Origin of the sequence: Tenacibaculum sp. ZH5_bin.1 (assembly GCF_042865525.1) — a bacterium.
In the GTDB taxonomy this organism is placed as follows: domain Bacteria; phylum Bacteroidota; class Bacteroidia; order Flavobacteriales; family Flavobacteriaceae; genus Polaribacter; species Polaribacter mesophilus.
Genome location: NZ_JBEGIO010000003.1, coordinates 252,964 through 270,699, shown reverse-complemented (window position 1 = coordinate 270,699; position 17,736 = coordinate 252,964). Strand labels below are relative to the sequence as shown.

Sequence of the window (17,736 nt, the reverse complement as noted above, 5' to 3'; positions counted from 1 at the left end):
ATCTTATTTTTAGGATTGCTGTATCTCGTAGTTTTTAATCCTTTGCCCGTTATTTTTATAATTATAAAAGAAGTAATTTTGCTTTAAAAGCAAGAATATGAATAAAGCAATTTATATCGCAGCGAGTGATGCAAACTCTGGAAAATCTATGCTAAGTTTGGGTTTGATGCAGCTGTTACTTCGTAAAAAACCTAAAGTAGGATACTTTAGACCTATAATTGATAATCCGATAGGTAATAAGAGAGATAATCACATAAACACAGTTCTTAATTATTTCAATTTAAAAAGTGAGTATGAAGATTGTTATGCTTTTACACGCTCAGAGCTTATTAGAAAATTGAATGATGACAGAGAGGATGAAATAATTAATATAATCATTGAAAAGTATAAGAAACTAGAAGAAGAAAATGATTTTGTAATTATTGAAGGAACTGATTTTTCTGATCATGGAGCTGTAATAGAAATGGATTTAAATGTACTTATTGCCAAAAATATTGGAGCGCCTGTAATTATAGTTTCAGGAGGAGTGAATAAATCACTTGAGGACTTTATTCAGAGCTTACGATTAACTTATGATTCTTTTGTAAACAAAGATGTACAAGTTATTGCGGTTGTGGCAAACAAAGTACAAGAAAAGAATATTCCAACGATAGTACAAGAAGTAGGTGTAAATTTACCAAAGTCAGTTTCAATAAATGCCATTCCGATAGATCAAAAATTAAATAACCCAACAATTAAGGAGTTCTTAATGGAAATTGAAGGAAAAGTTCTATTTGGAGAAGGATTGCTAAATAATACTACAGGTGATATTAAAGTTGGAGCTATGCAACTATCTCATTTTTTGCATCATTTGACAGATGATAGCGTTGTGGTAACACCAGCAGATAGATCTGATATATTATTAGGTACCTTACAAGCCAATATTTCTAGTAATTATCCATCTATAGCTGGGATTATTCTTACAGGAGGAATAGAGTTAAATTCTTCAATCATTAAACTTATTGAAGGTCTAGAAAAAGTGGTGCCTATTCTTTGGGTTAAAGATGGAACATTTAGTATTGCTTCTAGATTAGGAGCTGTTCGTTCTCATATTTATGCCGAGAATATTGATAAAATAAAAATGTCTATCAATATGTTTGAAAAATATGTTGATGTTGCAAGCTTGAATGAAAAGTTAGTTAGTTATAAAGGATCAGAAGTGTTAACTCCAAGAATGTTTCAATATAACTTATTAAAAAAAGCTAAAGAAGTGCGTAAACACATTGTATTACCTGAAGGAAACGATGATAGGATTTTGATAGCCGCTTCTCAACTACAAAAAACAGATGTTGTTAAGTTAACAATATTAGGTAAAAAAGTAAATATAGAAGCTTCAGTTAAACGATTAAATATTCCTTTTGATTTCGATAAAACTGTAATTATTAATCCAATAGAATCTGAATACTTTTCAGATTTTTCCAATACGTTATATGAATTAAGGAAACACAAAGGATTAAGTCCTGCTATGGCAGAAGATTTGATGGCTGATGTTTCTTATTTCGGAACTATGATGGTATATAAAGGGTTAGCTGACGGAATGGTTTCTGGAGCAGCACATACTACTCAACATACTATAAAACCAGCTTTACAGTTTGTAAAAACGAAACCAGGATTTTCAGTAGTTTCATCAATTTTCTTTATGTGTTTGGAGGATAGAGTTTCAGTGTTTGGCGATTGTGCTATTAACCCTAATCCAACAGCAGAAGAATTAGCAGAAATAGCAATTTCTTCAGCAGATTCAAGTATTGCTTTTGGTATAGACCCTAAAATAGCGATGTTATCATATTCATCAGGTGCTTCAGGTAAAGGTGAAGATGTAGATACTGTAAGAAGAGCTACAGAAATTGTGAAGGAAAAACGTCCAGACTTAAAAGTAGAAGGACCAATTCAGTATGACGCAGCAGTTGATCCTTCCGTAGGAAAAAAGAAATTACCAAATTCGGAAGTAGCGGGGCAAGCCAATGTGTTAATCTTTCCTGATTTGAATACAGGAAATAATACTTATAAGGCAGTACAGCGAGAAACAGGAGCTTTAGCTATTGGACCAATGTTGCAAGGGCTAAATAAGCCTGTAAATGATTTAAGTAGAGGTTGTACCGTTGATGATATTTTTAATACCGTAATTTTAACTGCAATTCAAGCACAGGGATAGCTTGTTTATTAATAAAAAATAGATGAAAGTTTTAGTCATAAATTCAGGAAGTTCCTCAATAAAATATCAATTATTTCAAATGCCTCAGCAAGAAGTGCTTTGTTCAGGGTTGATAGAAAGAATTGGTTTAGAACTTGGAAAAGTTCACTATAAATCTAACAATATTAAAGTAGAAAAAGAAGTAATTATCGCAAACCATAAATCTGGTTTAGAAAAGGTTGTTGATTTATTATTGGATAAAAAAGTAGGAGTAATTTCTTCTACAGATGAAATTAAAGTTGTTGGGCACAGAGTAGTGCATGGTGGAAGTACTTTTACAAAAACGGCTATAGTAACTGAAGAGGTTAAAAAGAAAATAGAATCGTTATTTTCATTAGCACCTTTACACAATCCTGCAAACTTGGAAGGGATTAAGGTTTCTGAGTCTATTTTTAAAGATGCACAACAAGTAGCGGTTTTTGATACAGCATTTCACCAAACCATACCGGTTGAGGCGTATAAATACGCAATACCTACTAAATTATTAGAAGAGCATGGAATACGTTTGTATGGTTTTCATGGAACAAGTCATAAATATGTGTCAGAAAAAGCAAATGAGTATCTTCAAAAAAAACAGTCAAAAATTATTACGATTCATTTAGGAAACGGATGTAGTATTACTGCGGTTGAAAATGGAAAAAGTATTGACCATAGTTTAGGTTTTAGTCCTGTAACAGGTTTAATTATGGGAACAAGATCTGGTGATATTGACCATTCTTTAATTTTTTATCTAACAAATAATTTGGGATATGATATTAATGATGTTAATAACATGTTGCAAAAAGAAAGTGGAATGTTGGGTTTAACAGGGTTTAGTGATTTACGAGATATTGAAGCTGCTGCTGCCAAGGGTAATAAAAACTGTCAATTAGCCTTGGAAATTAATGCTTATAGAATTAAAAAATATATAGGTTCGTATGTTGCGGTAATGAACGGTTTAGATGCAGTTGTTTTCACAGCAGGTATTGGAGAAAATTCTTATGTAATTAGAAAGTTAGCCTGTACTAATATGGAATATTTCGGAATTGAATTAGATGATGAAAAAAATGTTATTAGATCTAAACAAATAAGAGAGATAAATAAAGAAGCTTCAAAAGTAAAAGTGCTAGTAATTCCAACTAATGAAGAGTTAGAAATAGCAAAGCAAGCGTACGAATTATTATAATATGAATTATAACTACTCTTATTTAGTACGGTTTCAATATTTAGGGTTTCGTTTACACGGTTGGCAAAAACAACCTAATTTAAAAACAGTTCATTTTTTTGTTGACAAGACATTAAAGTTTGTGTGTAAAGGAATTCGTTGCAAGTCAGTAGGAGTTGGGAGAACGGATGCAAAAGTTTCATCGACTGACTATTGTTTTCAGTTGTTTATTGATGAAAAATTAGACGAATCTTTTTTTATTGAAGATTTTAATCGCAATTCACCTTCTGATATTCGAGTGTTAGCTGTAGAGCAACTTCACGATGAAGAGTTTAATATCATTCAGCATCCTAAAGTAAAAGAGTATCGTTATTATTTTTCCTTTGGAGAGAAAAATCATCCCTACTGCGCTCCTTTTTTAACGGGGTATTTAGATGAATTAGATGTTGAATTGATGAAAGAAGGTGCACAGTTGTTTGAAGGTTTTCATAATTTTAAACATTATTGCACCAAACCATCAGCAGAAACCAAAGTAGCGCGTAGTATTGATGTATGTAAAATAGAAGAAAATACGGAATTATCCGCTTCTTTTTTTCCGGAGAAAAGTTTTGTGTTGGTTATTAGAGGGAGTGGGTTTTTACGGAATCAAATTCGTTTGATTATGGGAGCTTTAGCTGAATTAGGAAAAGGAAATTATGATTTAGAGTTCATCAAAAAAAGTTTGAGTCCTGAAAATAGTGATATAGACTTTATGAAAACCATCGCACCAGCTTCTGGACTACATTTACATAAAGTAGAATTTAAAAAATAAAGCTTGTCAATTGACAAGCTTTATTTTTACAAAATATGTTTAATTAGAGTTAATCTCTAATTAAACTTCTTGAGATTACAATTTTCTGAATTTCTGAAGTTCCTTCATAAATTTGAGTAATTTTAGCATCACGCATTAAACGCTCTACATGGTATTCTTTTACGAAACCATTACCTCCATGAATTTGAACAGCTTCAACAGTTTGTTCCATTGCTACTTTAGAAGCATATAATTTTGCCATAGCACCTTCACGATCATAGTTTTCACCAGCATCTTTTTTGCATGCAGCAGCCATTACTAAGTGACGAGCCGCAGCAATTTCTGTATACATATCAGCTAATTTGAATGCAATAGCTTGGTGGTTACAAATTTCAGTACCAAAAGCTTTACGTTCTTTAGAGTATTTTAACGCTAATTCGTAAGCTCCTGACGCAATACCTAATGCTTGAGCAGCAATACCAATACGTCCACCAGATAACGTTTTCATGGCAAATTTGAATCCGAATCCGTCTTCGCCAATACGATTTTCTTTAGGAACTTTTACATCGTTAAATTGTAACGTGTGTGTGTCAGAACCACGAATACCTAATTTATCTTCTTTAGGACCAATGTGGAAACCTTCCATACCTTTTTCAATAATAAAAGCATTGATTCCTCTATGGCCTTTAGCTCTATCTGTTTGAGCGATTACTAAATAAGTATCAGCACGTCCACCATTAGTAATCCAGTTTTTAGTACCATTTAATAAATAGTAATCTCCTTTGTCTTCAGCAGTAGTTGCTTGCGAAGTAGCATCAGAACCAGCTTCTGGCTCACTTAAACAAAACGCACCAATTTGCTCACCAGTAGCTAATTTTGTTAAATATTTTTGTTTTTGTTCTTCAGTACCATAAGCTTCTAAACCATAACATACTAATGAATTGTTTACAGAAACCATTACTGAAGCTGAAGCATCAATTTTTGATAATTCTTCCATAATTAATACGTAAGAAACAGCATCCATTCCACTTCCTCCATATTTAGGATCTACCATTACTCCCATAAATCCTAACTCACCCATTTTGCGAACTAGTTCATTAGGAAACTCTTGTTTTTCATCTCTTTCTATAACTCCTGGCAATAATTCGGTTTGAGCAAAATCACGTGCAGCATCACGAATCATTAAATGCTCTTCTGTAAGGTTAAAATCCATTATCTATTTTATATTTTGTTAAATTCGTAAAAAATGTGTTCAAAGATACTTTTTTAATAGCAATTTTTCAATAGACTTGTTATTTTTACTTTATGCAAGACAACTATATTTATTGTATTGGATTAATGTCAGGAACTTCTTTAGATGGAATAGATTTGGCATATATGAAAATGCATGAAAATTTATACGAAGATTTTAGAATTATACAGGCAGAGACAGTATCATATTCTAATGAATGGAAGAAAAAACTGCAAGAAGCTATAAATTACGATGAGAAAGATTTACAAATTTTAGATGTTAATTATGGTGAATTTTTGGGGAGTATATTGAATAACTTTATAAGAGAACACCGTATTTCTAAATTAGATTTTATAGCATCTCACGGGCATACAGTTTTGCATCAACCAGAAAAAGGAATTACCCTACAAATAGGAAATGGGCAAGTCATAGCAAATGTTACTCAGCAAAAAGTAGTATGTGATTTTAGAACTCAAGATGTAGCGTTAGGTGGACAAGGAGCTCCTTTAGTGCCTATTGGAGATAGACTATTATTTACTGATTATGATTACTGTTTAAACTTAGGAGGTTTTGCTAATATCTCTTATGAAGAAAATAAACAAAGAATAGCTTTTGATATTTGTCCTGTGAATATTGTACTGAACCATTACACACGTAAAATAGACTTAGAGTATGATAATGAAGGGGAAATAGCCTCAGAAGGGAAAATTAATATGGGATTATTAAGACGATTGAACGAGCTTTCCTTTTATCAAGAGCTTCCTCCAAAATCTCTAGGATTAGAATGGGTACAGTCAACTATTTTTCCTTTAATAGATAAAGAGGAAGCAGATATATCAACTATTCTAAGAACTTTTGTAGAACATGTAGCGATGCAAATAGGTAATGTTGTTAAAAATGATGCTACTATTTTAGTAACAGGAGGAGGAGCGTTCAATACGTTTTTAATGAAGAGAATAGAGTTTTTTGCACAGACAAAAATAAAACAAGTAAGTAAAGAACTCATTGATTACAAAGAAGCTTTGATTTTTGCGTTGTTAGGAGTGCTAAAGACCCAAAACAAAGTAAACTGTTTACAGTCAGTTACTGGGGCAAAGAAGGATCATTCTTCAGGTAATATTTTTTATCCGCAGAAATAATTTAAAGTATTTGAGTAATGTTGTTTTTTATGATAAATTTGTTCGGTAACAACTACACACTAAAACCTATAGTATAATGAATCAACTTTAGCTTCCCCACAGGGGAATAATTACAACGAATTTTTTGAACATGAAAAAGAAACAAGTAAAGTTGAAAATTATCTATTATAACATTAAACAATGAAAGAATTATTAAAGCAATACGAAGAAAAGCAACCAGAAATAGTATTTAATTGGAAAGACCCTGAAACAGAAGCAGAAGGTTGGACAGTTATTAATTCATTAAGAGGAGGTGCTGCTGGTGGTGGTACACGTATGCGTAAAGGATTAGATAAATACGAAGTAATGTCACTTGCTAAAACTATGGAAGTGAAATTTACGGTATCGGGTCCAGCAATTGGAGGAGCAAAATCAGGGATTAATTTCGATCCGCACGATCCTCGTAAAAAAGGAGTTTTAGAGCGTTGGTATAAAGCTGTTGCTCCATTATTAAAAAACTATTATGGAACAGGAGGAGACTTAAATGTTGATGAAATTCATGAAGTAATTCCGATTACAGAAGATAGTGGAGTTTGGCACCCGCAAGAGGGAGTTTTTAATGGACATTTCAAGCCTACCGAAGCAGATAAAATTAACCGTATTGGTCAGTTACGCCATGGAGTTATTAAAGTGTTAGAAGATGAAAGTTTATCACCAAGCGTAGCCAGAAAATATACCGTAGCTGATATGATTACTGGATACGGAGTTGCTGAAGCAGTTCGTCATTACTACGATATTTATGGAGGAACAGTAGAAGGAAAGCGTGCTGTAGTACAAGGTTTTGGTAATGTAGGTTCAGCCGCAGCGTATTATTTAGCACAAATGGGAGCTAAAGTAGTAGGAATTATTGATCGTGTTGGAGGAGTTATTAAAGAAGAAGGATTCTCTTTTGAAGAAATTCAAGAAATGTTTTTAAATAAAGATGGGAATACGTTAGTATCTGAAAACATGATTCCTTTTGAAGAGATGAATGAGCGTGTTTGGAATCTTCCTTGTGAAGTTTTCGCACCGTGTGCAGCTTCAAGGTTAGTTACTCAAGAGCAAATTAACCAGATGATAAATTCAGGATTAGAAGTTATTTCTTGTGGAGCAAATGTTCCATTTGCAGATAAAGAAATTTTCTTTGGATCTATTATGGAAGATACTGATAAAAAAGTGAGTTTGATTCCAGACTTTATTTCAAATTGTGGTATGGCAAGAGTATTTGCTTACTTTATGGAACGTAGAGTAGAAATGACAGATCAAGCTATTTTTGAAGATACTTCAAATACTATTAAAAAAGCGTTACAAAGAACACATGCTAAGAGTGCTGCAAAAACACAAATAAGTGAAACAGCTTTTGAAATTGCATTAAAAGAACTAGTATAAAGTTCTTTTTTATGACTTCAGAAATACTGTTATTAAGTAATTAAGCATAATAAAAGTAAAAGTCTTCCTTCATTGTTAAAAGTAAGGAAGACTTTTTACATCAAACAATTTTAAATAAAAGAAATCGTTAGTTAAATAGCGAAAACATAATATAAATTCTAATTTAGTATTCATGCTATTATTTCAAGAAACTCAGGAGTTGGTAGAGGAAGTACCTCAAGAAAAAACGTTATCAATCTATAATTTAATTATGGACGGAGGTGTAGGCGGTCAAATTATTATCGCTTTGTTATTCGTGTTGTTAGCCGTGGCTCTTTACATTTATTTTGAACGTTTTTTTGCTATTAAAGAAGCATCAAAAGTAGATGTTAATTTCATGGACCAAATTAGAGATCATGTAACGAACGGAAGAATAGATAGTGCTAAATCACTTTGTGATAATACAGTTACGCCAACAGCTAGATTAATAGGAAAAGGAATTTCTAGAATAGGAAAACCTCTTGAAGATATTAATACAGCAATAGAAAATGCAGGAAAACTAGAGGTTTATAAGCTAGAAAGAAATGTGTCAGTATTAGCAACAATAGCAGGAGCTGCTCCAATGATAGGTTTTTTAGGAACTGTAATTGGAATGATTGTTGCGATTCATGAAATAGCAAATTCAGGAGGACAAATAGATATTAAAATGTTATCGGATGGCTTGTATACAGCAATGACAACGACAGTTGCTGGGTTAATTGTAGGGATTATAGCATATATAGCTTATAACCATTTAGTAGTTCGTACCGATAAGGTTGTTTATCAAATGGAAGCAAAATCTGTTGAGTTTTTAGATTTATTAAACGAACCGGTATAATGAATTTACGAGGAAGAAATAAAGTCAATCCAAACTTCAATATGTCATCAATGACTGATATTGTTTTTTTGTTGTTGATATTTTTTATGTTAACATCAACATTGGTTACAGTAAGTGCCATTGATGTCTTGTTGCCTAAAGCTGGAGGTAAAACAGAGAATAATACATCAGTAGCGGTAACTATAACTAATGATGCGTTGTTTTACATAGATAAAACAAAAGTTAGTAACGTAAATTTAGAAAGAGAGTTGTTAACTAAGGTAGGCGTAGATAAAAAGAAAACAGTGGTTATTCGTGGTGATCAAAATGTGCAGTATAAAAATGTAATGCAGGTGATTGATATTGCGAATAGAAACAAGTTAAAAATGATTTTAGCTGTTAAAGGTAAATAAATGACAGTTTTAGATACTCAACATAAACGTAAATCAGCTATTATTACAGCAATTATTCTGATATTATTTGTTATTGGAATACTCAATTACGGAATGAAATATCTCGATCCACCTATTGAATATGGTCTAGCGATTAATTTTGGTACCTCTGAAGTAGGAAGTGGAGAGCCTGTTGAAAAAACTAAAGCACAAGCAACATCACAACAAGAAGAGGTTGTTGAAGAGCAAGTAGAAGAAACCCCAGAGGAAACAATAAAAGAAGAAATTATTACAAATGATACTGCTGAAGAAGTTCCAGTGGTTGAAAAAAAAGAAGCTGTAAAAGAAACTTCCAAAGAAGAAAAGCCTAAAGAAAAAAAGAAGCCTAAGCCATCAAAAGAAACAACTGATGCTTTAAATAGTTTGTTAAACGGAACGTCAAAAGATGGAGCTAATTCTGGCGAAGGAGATGATAAAAAATCTGGTGTAAAAGGAAATGAAAATGGAGACCCAAATTCAGATAAATATTACGGCAATTCCGGAAGTGGCTCAGGAGGTAATTATAACCTAGCAGGAAGAAAAGCTTTGTCAAAACCTATTCAAAAACCAGACTGTCAAGAAGAAGGTACGGTAGTGGTAAGTATTGAGGTTGATCAAAATGGAAAAGTAATTAAAGCAACTCCAGGAGCTAAAGGGACTACAAATTCAGCATCATGTTTATACGATGCAGCAAAAAAAGCAGCATTAAAAACAAAATGGAATGCAGATGGAAATGCACCATCAAAACAACGAGGAACAATTATCTATAAGTTTTCTCTTTCAAAATAAATACATCTATTTTTTACACTAAAATATTAAGATGACTTATCAACAAGTATTAGATTGGATGTTTGCTCAGTTACCAATGTATCAACGTAAGGGACAAACAGCATTAAAAAAAGATTTAACTAATATCATAGCATTGTGTGATGAGTTAGATAATCCACAAAAAAAGTTTAAAACCATTCATGTAGGAGGAACGAATGGCAAGGGATCTACTAGTCACATGGTAGCTTCTATATTACAAGAAGCAGGTTATAAAGTAGGATTGTATACTTCACCTCATTTAAAAAACTTTACTGAACGAATTCGAATCAATGGAAAAGAAATTTCAAGAGATTCTGTGGTTAAGTTTATAGAAAAGAATAAGATCTTTTTAGAAAAACAAGGGTTATCTTTTTTTGAAATGACGGTAGGAATGGCATTTGAAGAATTTGCGAATCAGAAAGTAGATGTTGCTGTTATAGAAGTAGGTTTGGGAGGAAGGTTAGATTCTACTAATATTATTATACCAGAAGTTTCGGTAATAACCAATATAGGACTGGATCATACTCAGTTTTTAGGAGAAACATTACCAGAAATAGCGTTTGAAAAAGCAGGGATTATAAAAGAAAATGTTCCAGTAGTTATTGGTGAGCGTCAAAAAGAAACGGAAAATGTTTTTAACACTAAAGCGGAAGAATGCGAAGCACCAATATTTTTTGCTTCAGATAAAAAGCAAAATTATACGACTGATTTACTAGGTGAATACCAAAAACATAATGTAACAACGGCGGTAATAGCTACTCAGCAATTGAAAGAATTTAGAATTACAGAAGAAAATATTAAAAAAGGATTGTTAAATGTGGTAAAAAACACCAATTTAAAAGGACGTTGGCAGGTGTTGCAAGAAAAACCAAAAGTGATTTGTGATACAGCACATAATAAAGAAGGATTGTTTTATACATTGGAGCAATTAAAAAAAGAAAATTATAAGCAATTACATATTGTTTTAGGTGTTGTTTCAGACAAGGATTTGAGTGAAATTTTACCAATGTTTCCTGAAAAAGCAAAATATTATTTCTGTAAACCGAATATTCCTCGCGGGTTGCCAGTAGATAAATTAAAAGAGCAAGCAAGTGAGTTTGGATTGATGGGGGAGGTGTTTTGTTCTGTAAGTCAGTCACTTGCAAAAGCAAAAGTAAATGCATCTAAAGAAGATATGATTTACGTTGGAGGGAGCACATTTGTGGTAGCAGAAATTTTATAGAAAAAAATGTAAAAAAGTTATTGTTAATCTCTAAAACTGTTATATATTTGCACCCGCAATTGACAAGTAAGGGCGCGTAGCTCAGTTGGTTCAGAGCACTTGGTTTACACCCAAGGGGTCAGGGGTTCGAATCCCTTCGCGCCCACAACTCTTACAAAGATTTAATTGCAAACGGGCGCGTAGCTCAGTTGGTTCAGAGCACTTGGTTTACACCCAAGGGGTCAGGGGTTCGAATCCCTTCGCGCCCACTGTAAGGTCTCATCATTCTTGATGAGACTTTTTTGTTTTATATCTTCTCATTCATGCATTTTTTTGTAGTTTTGCATATTTAGGAAATAGAGATATGAATGATAAAAAAATTGCCGTAATAGGGTTAGGTTATGTTGGACTGCCGTTAGCAAGGTTGTTTGCAACAAAATATCCTGTAATAGGTTTCGATATCAATAAAGATAGAGTTGAAGAGTTAATGTCTGGAGTAGATTCTACTTTAGAGGTGGAGAATAGGGTATTGCAGTCAGTATTAGTAAAAAATCCTTCAGGTATGAATGGGCTTTTTTGTTCAGCATCATTGGAAGATATTAAAGAATGTAACTATTATATAATAACAGTACCAACACCTGTAGACAAGAATAATCACCCTGTGCTTACTCCATTAATTAAAGCAAGTGAAACAGTAGGAAAGGTGTTAAAAAAAGGGGATATTGTTATTTATGAATCGACAGTGTATCCAGGAGTTACAGAGGAAGAATGTATTCCGGTATTAGAACAAGTTTCTGGCTTGAAGTTCAATGACGATTTTTATGGAGGATATTCTCCAGAACGTATCAATCCAGGAGATAAAGAACACACAGTTGAAAAGATTTTAAAAGTGACTTCTGGTTCTACACCTGAAATAGGGAGAAAAGTAGATGATTTATATAAATCAGTAATTACAGCGGGAACACATTTAGCGCCAACTATTAAAGTAGCAGAAGCATCAAAAGTAATTGAAAACTCTCAACGAGATATCAATATTGCTTTTATAAATGAATTAGCAAAGATTTTTGGGTTAATGAATATCGATACAAACGATGTATTGGAAGCAGCTGGGACAAAATGGAATTTTCTACGATTCAAGCCAGGTTTGGTTGGAGGGCATTGTATAGGGGTAGATCCGTATTATTTAGCACAAAAAGCACAGGAGTTTGGATACCATCCAGGTATCATTTTAGCTGGAAGAAGGATGAATGACGGAATGGGAGAGTATGTGGCTTCTCAGGTTATAAAACTAATGATTGATAAAGATATCAAGATAAAAAAGGCGGAAGTATTACTTTTAGGAATTACATTTAAAGAAAATTGTCCAGATGTGCGTAATACAAAGGTTGTAGATGTGGTAAAGGGGTTAAAAGAGTATAATACGGATGTAACAATCTATGATCCTTGGGCTGATGTAGAAGAAGTTCAAAAAGAATACAATTTGTATTCAGTAAAAGAATTACCGAAGGGTAAATATGATGCGGTAGTATTAGCAGTGGCTCATGATGAATATAAAGACTTAGATTTAAAGTCAATTTTGAAAGATGGAGGAGTGGTGTATGATGTTAAAGGAGTGTTGCCTAAAGGTATAGCAGATAAGACTTTGTAAGGTGGAGATGTTTTTTTTACTATATAGTTAAGAGACAGAAGAGTTATCATCAACTCTTTTAATTTAAAAAAAGGAAAAGATGAATATAACTGTTATTGGAACAGGATATGTGGGGTTAGTATCGGGAACATGTTTTTCAGAGATGGGAAATAATGTGATTTGTGTTGATATTGATCAAGGAAAAATAAATAAGCTTCATCAAGGGATTATTCCCATTTATGAACCAGGCTTAGAAAAAATGGTGTTGAAAAATGTAGAAAAGAAGAATTTATTCTTTACTATCGAATTAGAAGAAGCGATTAATGAATCTGAAATTGTTTTTATAGCAGTTGGAACTCCAATGGGAGAAGATGGATCGGCGGACTTACAATATGTATTAGCTGTTGCTAAAGAGATAGGTCAGAAGATGAATAACAGATTGATTGTTGTTGATAAATCTACTGTGCCAATAGGAACAGCAGATAAAGTAAAAGCTACGATTCAAGCAGAATTAGATAAAAGAAACGAAACGCTTGAATTCGATGTAGTGTCTAATCCTGAGTTTTTAAAAGAGGGGGATGCTATCAATGATTTTATGAAACCTGATAGAGTGGTAATAGGAGCAGAGTCTGATTATGCTTTTGATAAAATGCGTCAACTGTATACACCTTTTACTATGTCGCATGAACGTTTTATTACTATGGATGTTCGCTCAGCAGAAATGACCAAGTATGCAGCAAATGCAATGCTGGCAACAAAGATATCCTTCATGAACGAAATGGCAAATATCTGCGAGCGAGTTGGAGCTGACGTAAATAATGTTCGAGTAGGAATTGGTTCAGACTCAAGAATTGGATATAGTTTTATTTACCCAGGCGCAGGGTATGGAGGTTCTTGCTTTCCAAAAGATGTAAAGGCCTTAAAAAAGATAGCTGAAGAGAATGGATATGAAGCAAAATTGATTACGTCTGTTGAGGAAGTAAATAATCGTCAGAAATTTGTGATAGCTGATAAAATCATCAATAAATTTGGAGAAGATTTATCAGGAAAAACTTTTGGTCTCTGGGGGTTGGCATTTAAGCCAGGAACGGATGATATGCGTGAAGCGCCTGCAATTTATGTGGTAAAAGAACTAGTAAAGAGAGGAGCTAAAGTACAAGCATATGATCCTAAGGCTATGGAAGAAGCACAACACTTTTATTTAAAAGATGTAGAGAATGTTGACTATAAAAATGCAAAGTACGAGGTGCTAGATAATGCAGATGCGTTGATTTTATTGACAGAATGGAAAGAGTTCCGTTCACCAGATTTCTCTGAGATTGAAAAACAACTGAAAGCTCCAGTTATTTTTGATGGAAGAAATCAATATACTACCTATGGATTGGAAGAAAAAGGATTTGAATACTATCAAATAGGAAAAAACTAATGAAAATTTTAGTTACAGGAGCAGCAGGCTTTATTGGATTTCATCTAAGTCAAAAACTATTAGAGTTAGGGCACACAGTTGTAGGAATAGATAATATCAATGATTATTATGATGTCAATTTAAAGTATGCTCGATTAAAAGAGTTAGGAGTTGAAAGAAAAAGTGCTGAGGTATACTACAAAGAAATAACTAGCAGTACTAGTGAAAAATTTAAGTTTATCAGACTAAACTTAGAAGATAAAAAAGAATTATTTCAGTTATTCACTACAGAAAGCTTTGATGTTGTATGTAATTTAGCAGCACAAGCAGGTGTTCGTTATAGTATTGAAAATCCTAATGCTTATATTCAAAGTAACATTGTTGGTTTCCTAAATATTTTAGAATCTTGTAGGCATCATGAGATTAAACATTTAGTGTATGCAAGTAGTTCAAGTGTTTATGGAATGAATAAAAAGGTGCCTTTTTCAGAAGAAGATATAGTTGATAATCCTGTGAGTTTGTATGCTGCAACAAAAAAAAGTAACGAATTGATGGCACATACCTACAGTCATTTATATAAAATACCAACAACAGGATTACGTTTTTTTACTGTATACGGGCCTTGGGGAAGACCTGATATGGCACCGATACTATTTGCCGATGCCATTTCAAATGATCGTCCAATCAAAGTGTTCAACAATGGTGATATGGAGCGAGATTTTACTTATATAGATGATATAGTAGAAGGAGTGAAAAGAGTAATAGAGAAGCCTGTTGAAGAAAGAGACTTGTATAAAGTTTATAACATAGGAAATAATGATTCTGTAAAATTGTTAGAATTTATTACTCAGATTGAAACGAGTATAGGAAAAGAAGCTACTAAAGAAATGTTACCTATGCAAATGGGGGATGTGAAAAAAACTTGGGCAAATGTTGATGGATTAATTAAAGATTATAATTACAGTCCTAATACAAGTTTAAGTAAAGGAATAAAAGAGTTTATTAATTGGTTTAAAGTTTTTTACATTGGAAGTTAAAATGTTATTTAAGAGAATTCTGTTACAAATATTTCTAGCTACTTTTTTGGTGTTAGCTAGTGCTGAGGGACAAGCCCAAAATATTCAGAATCAAATGAGTCAAATAGAAGTTGATGATTTATCTGATGAACAAGTAGCTAAGTACTGGGAAAAAATAAAAGAAGAAGGATATACTCTAGATCAGGCTTTAGCAATAGCAAAAACAAGAGGAATGTCCGAATTACAAGCTCAAAAGCTTAGAGCAAGAATAGAGACGCTTAAAAGTAAACCACTAAATAAAAAAGAGGAAAATGAAGAAGAACTACAAGAAGAAGTAGATAGTACTCAACTTCTTTTTGGGTTAACAGGAGAAGAAGAAAAAAAGGAAGAAAAAAAAGAAGAACTCTTCGGATATGACTTTTTTAATAATCCAAATATTTCGTTTACACCAAATTTAAATATAGCTACACCAGAGAATTATATAATAGGAGCGGGAGATGTAGTTTCAATTGATCTTTGGGGTGCTGCAGAGGTAAATTATGAGAAAAAAGTAAACAAACAAGGAGCAATAAATGTAGAAGGTGTTGGTTATATTCAATTAATAGGATTACCAGTTAGTGCTGCAAAATCTAAAATAAAAAATTACCTAAAAAGAATCTATGCAGGAATAGGAGCTTCTTCTAGTAGTTATAATAAAGTAAATATAGCTGTTTCTATAAAAGAAGTAAGAAATGTTCAAGTGAATATCGTAGGAGAAGTGAAGGTCCCAGGGTCATATTCAATTAGTGCTTTATCCACAGTATTAAATGCTTTATATGCAGCAGGAGGGCCAACAAAGAATGGTACTTTCAGAAGGATCCAGCTTTTTAGGAGAGGAGTGAAGGAAGCTGATTTTGATTTTTATCAGTTTTTAGTAAATGGTTCAGAAGAAGGAAACATAACGGTTCAAGATCAAGATGTTATAATAGTAAAACCTTATGAAAGTAAAATTACTATTGAAGGAGCCGTTAAAAGACCAGGTATTTTTGAGATGAAAACTGAAGAAAGTGTAAAAGACTTATTAAATTATTGTAGTGGTTTTACCTCAAATGCATATAGACAAAAAGTTGTTATAGAGAGAATTAAAGGGGTTCAAAAAGAGATTGTAGAGGTTTCAAAAGATAATTTTGATTTAGTTAAAATAAAAGACGGAGATTATATCAAAGTAAATGAAATAGTAGACGAGTTTTTGAATAGAGTTAGTATTGGTGGGGCTGTTTTTCAGCCTGGTAACTACGAATATAAAGAAGGAATGACTGCTTCTAACTTGTTACTAAAAGCTGAAGGGGTAACCAAAGAAGCCTTTTTAGATAGAGGTATTATTGTAAGAACACATGATAAGAGTGATAAGGAAACGCTATCTTTCTCTCCAAGAAAGGCAATGGAAAATAAAGAACATATACTCTTAAAAGAAAGTGATAGTATTTACATTTTCACGAAAGAAGAATTGAAAGAAAAAGAGTTCATCACAATTAATGGAGCAGTGAATAAAGAAGGGGAATTTGATTACATGAAAGGAATGCGTGTTGAGGATTTAATAGTATTAGCGGGAGGATTGAAAGATGGAGCGGATGCAAGCATGATTGATGTATCTAGAAGACTGAAAGATGGAAGTTTTGAAACGGTTAGTGAAAATTTTGATTTAAGTGCAAGTAAAAATCTAGGTACTGATCATTTAGATAATTTTGTACTAAAACCGTTTGATATTGTTTCTGTAAGATATTTAAAAGGATATACTGAACAAAAAAGAGTAACTATCACAGGAGAAGTTAATTTTGAAGGGGAATATTCAATTGGTCAAAAAAATCAAAGAATTTCTGATTTAATAGAACAAGCTGGAGGTTTAACAAAATACGCTTATGTAGAAGGTGCTTTTTTAACAAGAAAGAACAATGAAGAGGAAGATGAAAAGCAATCAGACTTTATAGCTGACTTTGCCCAAAGAGATTCATTATCTAGTAATGTTGAACAGCGTATAAAAAAGAAGAAAGATTTTAAGATTGGAATAGAGTTACAAAAAATATTAGCCTCAGGAGGAAAAAAGTCAAAATATGATATAATTTTAGAAGAAGGAGATGAGTTATTTATTCCTTCTGAAAGACAAACCGTAAAGGTTGAAGGAGAGGTATTGTCACCATCATTGGTGAGATATGAAAAAGGGAAATCATTTAAACATTATATAGAAAACTCTGGAGGTTTTTCTGAAAATGCGAAAAAGAGTAGAGCATATATAGTGTATGCAAATGGAGATATTAGAACAACAAAGAGGTTTTTATTCTTTAAATCATATCCAGATGTAAAACCAGGAGCAGTTATTTTAGTACCTAAAAAGCCTGAGGTAACAAATAAAGTTACAACCCAACAAGTAATAGCTATAACTACAGGGTTAGCAACATTAGGAGTATTGGTAAAAACGTTAACGGAGAAAAAATAG

General features: G+C 32.7%; 14 protein-coding genes and 2 tRNA genes. 15 read left to right on the top strand and 1 reads right to left on the bottom strand.

From position 1 onward, the window contains the following. Positions 1–97: 97 nt before the first annotated feature. The 3 genes from pta to ABHQ57_RS11525 are packed head-to-tail and all read left to right on the top strand — an operon-like array spanning position 98 to position 4,185. Complete coding sequence (gene pta / locus ABHQ57_RS11535; protein ID WP_167714276.1) at positions 98–2,191, top strand: phosphate acetyltransferase; 2,094 nt, start codon at positions 98–100, stop codon at positions 2,189–2,191. A 22-nt stretch (positions 2,192–2,213) separates the two neighbouring features. After that, positions 2,214–3,395 (top strand): acetate/propionate family kinase, encoded by a 1,182-nt coding sequence (locus ABHQ57_RS11530; RefSeq protein ID WP_167714275.1) that lies wholly within the window; start codon positions 2,214–2,216, stop codon positions 3,393–3,395. A gap of 1 nt (position 3,396) precedes the next feature. Next, positions 3,397–4,185, top strand: a complete 789-nt coding sequence (locus tag ABHQ57_RS11525) for a tRNA pseudouridine(38-40) synthase TruA (protein ID WP_073184746.1) — start codon at positions 3,397–3,399, stop codon at positions 4,183–4,185. A 49-nt stretch (positions 4,186–4,234) separates the two neighbouring features. Here ABHQ57_RS11525 and ABHQ57_RS11520 read toward each other — a convergent pair whose 3' ends face one another. After that, the gene (locus tag ABHQ57_RS11520) at positions 4,235–5,377 is read right to left on the bottom strand and encodes an acyl-CoA dehydrogenase (protein ID WP_047790258.1); all 1,143 of its coding nucleotides are present in this window, start codon (positions 5,375–5,377) and stop codon (positions 4,235–4,237) included. A 92-nt stretch (positions 5,378–5,469) separates the two neighbouring features. Between ABHQ57_RS11520 and ABHQ57_RS11515 the strand changes: the two genes are divergently transcribed. The 12 genes from ABHQ57_RS11515 (at position 5,470) to ABHQ57_RS11460 (ending at position 17,736) form a co-directional block, all read left to right on the top strand. Beyond that, complete coding sequence (locus ABHQ57_RS11515) at positions 5,470–6,534, top strand: anhydro-N-acetylmuramic acid kinase (protein ID WP_167714274.1); 1,065 nt, start codon at positions 5,470–5,472, stop codon at positions 6,532–6,534. A 180-nt stretch (positions 6,535–6,714) separates the two neighbouring features. Beyond that, the gene (locus ABHQ57_RS11510; protein ID WP_159616332.1) at positions 6,715–7,941 is read left to right on the top strand and encodes a Glu/Leu/Phe/Val dehydrogenase dimerization domain-containing protein; all 1,227 of its coding nucleotides are present in this window, start codon (positions 6,715–6,717) and stop codon (positions 7,939–7,941) included. 172 nt (positions 7,942–8,113) lie between these two features. Beyond that, positions 8,114–8,797 (top strand): MotA/TolQ/ExbB proton channel family protein, encoded by a 684-nt coding sequence (locus ABHQ57_RS11505; protein ID WP_047790255.1) that lies wholly within the window; start codon positions 8,114–8,116, stop codon positions 8,795–8,797. Then, on the top strand, positions 8,797–9,189 hold the full coding sequence (locus ABHQ57_RS11500; protein ID WP_047790254.1) for a biopolymer transporter ExbD: 393 nt from the start codon (positions 8,797–8,799) through the stop codon (positions 9,187–9,189). The genes ABHQ57_RS11505 and ABHQ57_RS11500 overlap by 1 nt, the downstream gene beginning before the upstream one ends. Further along, the gene (locus tag ABHQ57_RS11495) at positions 9,190–9,996 is read left to right on the top strand and encodes an energy transducer TonB (RefSeq protein WP_167714273.1); all 807 of its coding nucleotides are present in this window, start codon (positions 9,190–9,192) and stop codon (positions 9,994–9,996) included. Positions 9,997–10,027: 31 nt separating this feature from the next. Continuing rightward, entirely contained in the window at positions 10,028–11,236 is a 1,209-nt protein-coding gene (locus tag ABHQ57_RS11490) for a folylpolyglutamate synthase/dihydrofolate synthase family protein (protein ID WP_167714272.1), read from the top strand. Between the two features lie 70 nt (positions 11,237–11,306). Further along, positions 11,307–11,381: transfer RNA gene (locus ABHQ57_RS11485), tRNA-Val, on the top strand. Between the two features lie 28 nt (positions 11,382–11,409). Continuing rightward, positions 11,410–11,484, top strand: a tRNA-Val gene (locus ABHQ57_RS11480). A gap of 95 nt (positions 11,485–11,579) precedes the next feature. Beyond that, positions 11,580–12,863, top strand: a complete 1,284-nt coding sequence (locus ABHQ57_RS11475) for a nucleotide sugar dehydrogenase (RefSeq protein ID WP_159494519.1) — start codon at positions 11,580–11,582, stop codon at positions 12,861–12,863. A 79-nt stretch (positions 12,864–12,942) separates the two neighbouring features. Beyond that, entirely contained in the window at positions 12,943–14,268 is a 1,326-nt protein-coding gene (locus ABHQ57_RS11470; protein ID WP_167714271.1) for a UDP-glucose/GDP-mannose dehydrogenase family protein, read from the top strand. Next, complete coding sequence (locus ABHQ57_RS11465) at positions 14,268–15,284, top strand: NAD-dependent epimerase (RefSeq protein WP_159494521.1); 1,017 nt, start codon at positions 14,268–14,270, stop codon at positions 15,282–15,284. The genes ABHQ57_RS11470 and ABHQ57_RS11465 overlap by 1 nt, the downstream gene beginning before the upstream one ends. A 1-nt stretch (position 15,285) precedes the next feature. After that, positions 15,286–17,736, top strand: a complete 2,451-nt coding sequence (locus ABHQ57_RS11460) for an SLBB domain-containing protein (RefSeq protein ID WP_253680838.1) — start codon at positions 15,286–15,288, stop codon at positions 17,734–17,736.